General features: G+C 54.4%; 3 tRNA genes and 3 rRNA genes. All 6 read left to right on the top strand.

What is annotated here, in order from left to right:
- Positions 1–207 precede the first annotated feature (207 nt).
- The 6 genes from HCG46_RS28340 to HCG46_RS28315 all read left to right on the top strand — a co-directional run bounded on the left by HCG46_RS28340 (position 208) and on the right by HCG46_RS28315 (position 5881).
- Positions 208–1690, top strand: a 16S ribosomal RNA gene (locus HCG46_RS28340).
- 189 nt (positions 1691–1879) lie between these two features.
- Positions 1880–1956, top strand: a tRNA-Ile gene (locus HCG46_RS28335).
- Between the two features lie 122 nt (positions 1957–2078).
- Positions 2079–2154, top strand: a tRNA-Ala gene (locus HCG46_RS28330).
- A 362-nt stretch (positions 2155–2516) separates the two neighbouring features.
- Positions 2517–5239: ribosomal RNA gene (locus HCG46_RS28325) — 23S ribosomal RNA — on the top strand.
- Positions 5240–5440: 201 nt separating this feature from the next.
- Positions 5441–5555: ribosomal RNA gene (gene rrf, locus HCG46_RS28320) — 5S ribosomal RNA — on the top strand.
- The 16S, 23S and 5S rRNA genes sit together here with 3 tRNA genes alongside, the layout of an rRNA operon.
- A gap of 249 nt (positions 5556–5804) precedes the next feature.
- Positions 5805–5881: transfer RNA gene (locus HCG46_RS28315), tRNA-Met, on the top strand.
- Position 5882 lies beyond the last annotated feature (1 nt).

Here is a 5882-nt window from a genome sequence, read left to right as displayed (position 1 = left end):
GGATGTTTTCGGATGTCTGATGGTTTTAAGGAGTTACGCAGGTACGCTGATCTTTCAAACAAGGAAGCCGATTGGGTCTGATGGATTTCGGTCTGTTGGATTTGATTGAGCTCTTGTTAATTCTGCAGGTCTTCGCAGCGATGCGGAGGTTTGTATTGAGTGCTTTATAGCGATTGATAGAGATGCCTGTGATTGAACTTTTTAGTTAAACCTGAGAGTTTGATCCTGGCTCAGAACGAACGCTGGCGGCAGGCTTAACACATGCAAGTCGAACGAACTCTTCGGAGTTAGTGGCAGACGGGTGAGTAACGCGTGGGAACCTACCTTTAGGTACGGAACAACAGTTGGAAACGACTGCTAATACCGTATGTGCCCTATGGGGGAAAGATTTATCGCCTAAGGATGGGCCCGCGTTGGATTAGCTAGTTGGTGGGGTAAAGGCCTACCAAGGCGACGATCCATAGCTGGTCTGAGAGGATGATCAGCCACACTGGGACTGAGACACGGCCCAGACTCCTACGGGAGGCAGCAGTGGGGAATATTGGACAATGGGCGCAAGCCTGATCCAGCCATGCCGCGTGAGTGATGAAGGCCCTAGGGTTGTAAAGCTCTTTCAGCGAGGAGGATAATGACGTTACTCGCAGAAGAAGCCCCGGCTAACTTCGTGCCAGCAGCCGCGGTAATACGAAGGGGGCTAGCGTTGTTCGGAATCACTGGGCGTAAAGCGCACGTAGGCGGACTTTTAAGTCAGGGGTGAAATCCCGGGGCTCAACCCCGGAACTGCCTTTGATACTGGAAGTCTTGAGTCCGAGAGAGGTGAGTGGAACTCCGAGTGTAGAGGTGAAATTCGTAGATATTCGGAAGAACACCAGTGGCGAAGGCGGCTCACTGGCTCGGTACTGACGCTGAGGTGCGAAAGCGTGGGGAGCAAACAGGATTAGATACCCTGGTAGTCCACGCCGTAAACGATGGAAGCTAGCCGTCAGGTAGCATGCTATTTGGTGGCGCAGCTAACGCATTAAGCTTCCCGCCTGGGGAGTACGGTCGCAAGATTAAAACTCAAAGGAATTGACGGGGGCCCGCACAAGCGGTGGAGCATGTGGTTTAATTCGAAGCAACGCGCAGAACCTTACCAGCCCTTGACATTTGGTGCTACTTCCAGAGATGGAAGGTTCCCTTCGGGGACGCCAGGACAGGTGCTGCATGGCTGTCGTCAGCTCGTGTCGTGAGATGTTGGGTTAAGTCCCGCAACGAGCGCAACCCTCGCCCTTAGTTGCCAGCATTCAGTTGGGCACTCTAGGGGGACTGCCGGTGATAAGCCGAGAGGAAGGTGGGGATGACGTCAAGTCCTCATGGCCCTTACGGGCTGGGCTACACACGTGCTACAATGGCGGTGACAGTGGGCAGCGAACTCGCGAGAGGGAGCTAATCTCCAAAAGCCGTCTCAGTTCGGATTGTTCTCTGCAACTCGAGAGCATGAAGTTGGAATCGCTAGTAATCGCGTAACAGCATGACGCGGTGAATACGTTCCCGGGCCTTGTACACACCGCCCGTCACACCATGGGAGTTGGGTTTACCCGAAGGCAGTGCGCTAACCGCAAGGGGGCAGCTGACCACGGTAGGCTCAGCGACTGGGGTGAAGTCGTAACAAGGTAGCCCTAGGGGAACCTGGGGCTGGATCACCTCCTTTCTAAGGATGACCATTTTAGGATGAACTCGTTCATTCAATCCGGTCTCTTCAGAACATAGACCCGTCTAGATCAGGACGAGGTCGCTTAAAACGAGCGGGCTGATGCCGTCTTCGTTTCTCTTTCTTCAAAAGACAAGTTAAGTGGTGACGCCACTTGAGCGGGGTCCTTGTGACGCCGTGTTCAGAAATGGGCCGGTAGCTCAGGTGGTTAGAGCGCACGCCTGATAAGCGTGAGGTCGGAGGTTCAAGTCCTCCTCGGCCCACCAAATCTTCGATTTGGTGGCCCTCGGCATGTTTGGTTTGTGCGTCCTCGCGGCTTTGCCGCTGCGGCCGTCACGGGGAAGCCCGCCAAGATGCTGTGGCAGCGTTATCGCGTACGAAACAACATGGGGCCATAGCTCAGTTGGGAGAGCGCGTGCTTTGCAAGCATGAGGTCGTCGGTTCGATCCCGTCTGGCTCCACCATTTATTGTTGCGCTATCGCCCTTCGGGCTACATGAGCGCGTTGGATAGCCGTTCCCCTTTGGGGTTGAGCGGTTTGAACTTGTCTTTTGAGAGAGTGCCGTTTTGCGGTGATTTACGGATCACCGCCTGTTCTTGACATCGTTGAAGAGAAGATTTTTTTGACCTCCGGGGGAGACCTTGGGGTTCTACGATCAAGTAGAGGGCCAGCGTGACCGCATGGCTGTCAGAAAGATCTCGTGAAACTGGTCTTATATTATTGATGATCAGTTTGTTTTGAAGCCAGGTTGGTCTTGAGTGTTAAAGGTACTCATGGCTGGGTCTGGTGGATTTGCAAGCATGAGATGAGCATTGATAATGAGAGTGATCAAGTGTCTTAAGGGCATTCGGTGGATGCCTTGGCGACAAGAGGCGATGAAGGACGTGATACGCTGCGATAAGCCATGGGGAGCTGCGAATAAGCTTTGATCCGTGGATTTCCGAATGGGGAAACCCACTCCGTATGGAGTACCCGCAAGGGAGCAAACCCGGGGAACTGAAACATCTAAGTACCCGGAGGAAAGGACATCAACCGAGACTCCGCTAGTAGTGGCGAGCGAACGCGGACCAGGCCAGTGGCTTGCATTTAAGAACCGGAACCGTCTGGAAAGTCGGGCATTAGTGGGTGATAGCCCCGTACGGGTAGAAATTATGCAAGTCCTCGAGTAGGGCGGGACACGTGAAATCCTGTCTGAACGTGGGGGGACCACCCTCCAAGCCTAAGTACTCCTTGTCGACCGATAGCGAACAAGTACCGTGAGGGAAAGGTGAAAAGTACCCCGACGAGGGGAGTGAAACAGTTCCTGAAACCGGATGCCTACAAACAGTTGGAGGGCGCAAGCCTGACAGCGTACCTTTTGTATAATGGGTCAGCGACTTAATTTAACGAGCAAGCTTAAGCCGGTAGGTGTAGGCGTAGCGAAAGCGAGTCTGAATAGGGCGCCCTAGTTCGTTGGATTAGACCCGAAACCGAGTGATCTAGCCATGGCCAGGTTGAAGGTGCGGTAACACGCACTGGAGGACCGAACCCACGCCTGTTGAAAAAGTCGGGGATGAGCTGTGGCTAGGGGTGAAAGGCCAATCAAACTCGGAAATAGCTGGTTCTCCGCGAAATCTATTTAGGTAGAGCGTCGGATGAATACTCTCGGGGGTAGAGCACTGGATGGGCTATGGGGGCTTACCGCCTTACTGATCCTAACCAAACTCCGAATACCGAGAAGTACTATCCGGCAGACACACAGTGGGTGCTAACGTCCATTGTGGAGAGGGAAACAACCCTGACCGCCAGTTAAGGTCCCTAAGTTATGGCTAAGTGGGAAAGGATGTAGAACTCCCAAAACAACCAGGATGTTGGCTTAGAAGCAGCCATCATTTAAAGAAAGCGTAACAGCTCACTGGTCTAAATAAGGGGTTCCGCGCCGAAAATGTACCGGGGCTCAAGCCATACACCGAAACTGCGGGTGCATCTTATGATGCGCGGTAGCGGAGCGTTCTGTAAGTCTGCGAAGGGGGACCCGTGAGGGCTCCTGGAGATATCAGAAGTGCGAATGCTGACATGAGTAACGATAAAGCGGGTGAGAGACCCGCTCGCCGAAAGTCCAAGGGTTCCTGCGCAACGCTAATCGGCGCAGGGTTAGCCGGCCCCTAAGGCGAGGCCGAAAGGCGTAGTCGATGGGAATGCAGTTAATATTCTGCAGCTTGGTGGTAGTGACGGATGCCGTGTGTTGTATCTCCTTATTGGATTGGGGGTGCAGCGAAGGTGTTCCAGGAAATAGCTCCACCGTATAAACCGTACCCGAAACCGACACAGGTGGACTGGTAGAGAATACCAAGGCGCTTGAGAGAACTATGCTGAAGGAACTCGGCAAAATGCTCCCGTAAGTTCGCGAGAAGGGAGACCTCACGACGGGCAACCGTTGTGGGGTGGCACAGACCAGGGGGTGGCGACTGTTTATCAAAAACACAGGGCTCTGCGAAGCCGTAAGGCGACGTATAGGGTCTGACGCCTGCCCGGTGCTGGAAGGTTAAGAGGAGGTGTGCAAGCACCGAATTGAAGCCCCAGTAAACGGCGGCCGTAACTATAACGGTCCTAAGGTAGCGAAATTCCTTGTCGGGTAAGTTCCGACCTGCACGAATGGCGTAACGACTTCCCCGCTGTCTCCAGCATAGACTCAGTGAAATTGAATTCCCCGTGAAGATGCGGGGTTCCTGCGGTCAGACGGAAAGACCCCGTGCACCTTTACTACAGCTTCACACTGGTATTCGTCACGACATGTGTAGGATAGGTGGTAGACGTTGAAGCAGGAGCGCCAGCTCTTGTGGAGTCACCCTTGAAATACCACCCTTGTCGTCATGGATATCTAACCGCGGTACAACAATATCCGGGACCGTGTGTGGCGGGTAGTTTGACTGGGGCGGTCGCCTCCCAAATGGTAACGGAGGCGCGCGAAGGTGGGCTCAGAGCGGTCGGAAATCGCTCGTTGAGTGCAATGGCATAAGCCTGCCTGACTGCGAGACTGACAAGTCGAGCAGAGTCGAAAGACGGCCATAGTGATCCGGTGGTCCCTCGTGGAAGGGCCATCGCTCAACGGATAAAAGGTACGCCGGGGATAACAGGCTGATGATGCCCAAGAGTCCATATCGACGGCATTGTTTGGCACCTCGATGTCGACTCATCACATCCTGGGGCTGGAGCAGGTCCCAAGGGTTTGGCTGTTCGCCAATTAAAGTGGTACGTGAGTTGGGTTCAGAACGTCGCGAGACAGTTCGGTCCCTATCTGCCGTGGGTGTAGGAGAATTGAGAGGATCTGTCCCTAGTACGAGAGGACCGGGATGGACGTACCTCTGGTGGACCTGTTGTGGCGCCAGCCGCATTGCAGGGTAGCTATGTACGGAAGGGATAACCGCTGAAAGCATCTAAGCGGGAAACCCACCTCAAAACCAGTTCTCCCTGAAGAGCCGTGGAAGACCACCACGTCGATAGGAAGCGTGTGGAAGTGCGGCAACGCATGAAGCTTAGCTTTACTAATAGCTCGTTCGGCTTGATCCTCTCATTAGTCAATGTTCATCTTTTGGATGCGCCCCTGGCGCATCAAAAAGATCATTTTAAGTGCGCTACCGCCCTTCGGGCTGCTTGAGCGCGTTTGAAATGATCCATACGGCCAACGCTCTGGAACTTCCGTCCCAGGCGAGGCCGACCAAAACATCAAAAAAATATATAGACCAGTTCACGCAAATTGCGCTTCGCCGGCCTGGTGGCCCTAGCGGGGAGCCCCCACCCGATCCCATCCCGAACTCGGCCGTGAAACTCCCCAGCGCCAATGGTACTGCATCTTAAGGTGTGGGAGAGTAGGTCGCCGCCAGGCCTGCAAATCGCAATTTGAAACCTCTTCAACTTGTTTGCCGCTCACGCGCGCACCGCCCTGAAGGGCTGCGCTCCGCGCGGGCAGCCTGACCGGCCGGCGGCCACTCGGCCTTGCCTCCGCTGCGCTCCGGATCTCTTATCCCATATCAGCGCAGTCTTCCGGTCAAACCGAAACATAAGGGTATCCCCAAAAGGGACCAAACCCACTTTGACCAAACGCGCAGCGCGCCAAGGACAAACAAAAAAACAACGCGGGATGGAGCAGCCCGGTAGCTCGTCAGGCTCATAACCTGAAGGTCGCAGGTTCAAATCCTGCTCCCGCAACCAA

The organism is Labrenzia sp. PO1, from assembly GCF_012273635.1.
Classification (GTDB): domain Bacteria; phylum Pseudomonadota; class Alphaproteobacteria; order Rhizobiales; family Stappiaceae; genus Roseibium; species Roseibium algicola.
The sequence above is the reverse complement of the archived record's forward strand: the minus strand, read 5'-3'. Positions and strand labels throughout refer to the sequence as shown.